Origin of the sequence: Pseudoalteromonas sp. SWYJZ19, from assembly GCF_015864375.1 — a bacterium.
Lineage (GTDB): Bacteria > Pseudomonadota > Gammaproteobacteria > Enterobacterales > Alteromonadaceae > Pseudoalteromonas > Pseudoalteromonas arctica.
This window is the reverse complement of the sequence record NZ_JADYXI010000061.1, coordinates 1-754: the sequence shown is the minus strand read 5'-3', so window position 1 is coordinate 754 and position 754 is coordinate 1. Positions and strand designations below refer to the sequence as shown.

Sequence of the window (754 nt, the reverse complement as noted above, 5' to 3'; positions counted from 1 at the left end):
GGTGAATAATATCTATTAGATCACAGCGAATGAATGGATTCAAGGTTAAAAAGCAATCAATTGAAAATAGTAGAATACGTTCCTAGAAAGAGTAATTCTACAGCCTCAACGCCTTGCTAAGAGGCAAAATATAGTTGGTTAAAATAAGCGAGGCACGAGCAAAAAACCAACTGTATTTTGTCCTGCTTGTGCAACTTGTTAGTTGCCTTTTGCGAATTGCCAAAAGTCTCTGTTAGCGTACAGAACCCAATTTAAACTTTTGGGGACCATATAGAAATCTAAAATTTCAGTAGAGCTTTGGAATTTATCAAATTTAGACCATTTTAAATTTAGCTGTTCGCATAACCTTTTAGTTAAACCTGAGTGTTTATATTTACGTTCAAAGGTCTCAAATACAAACACTGTTTCGCCATATTTAGATTCAGAAACACCTGAAAAAATGAGACTGAATTGATCTTCAGATAACCAATTATTCACTTCGGAATTAGAGTTTTTAATGATTTCCCAAGAATTAGAAGTAAGACTTAATTCTTGGGCATTTTCAGTATCGATAATCGATTTTAATTCATCAAAGTGCAACTGAAACTCCATAGGCAACTAACGAGCCTGTAGATTAACTCGTTTTTTTATTTATTTTTATTGATAAACAAACCATAGCTGAGTTCCTATTTTGGTTCAATCGATTACTGTATTTTTACGCAGCATATAAAGAAGTGTTTGGTGTTGTTTAAATTGGCGTTTTGGAAGGGATTAC

Annotated in this window: 1 protein-coding gene; it reads right to left on the bottom strand. The window is 33.2% G+C overall.

Features of this window, described 5'->3' with window-relative positions:
* Positions 1 to 198 precede the first annotated feature (198 nt).
* The gene (locus tag I6F45_RS21245; protein WP_166421953.1) at positions 199 to 579 is read right to left on the bottom strand and encodes a hypothetical protein; all 381 of its coding nucleotides are present in this window, start codon (positions 577 to 579) and stop codon (positions 199 to 201) included.
* Between the last annotated feature and the right edge of the window lie 175 nt (positions 580 to 754).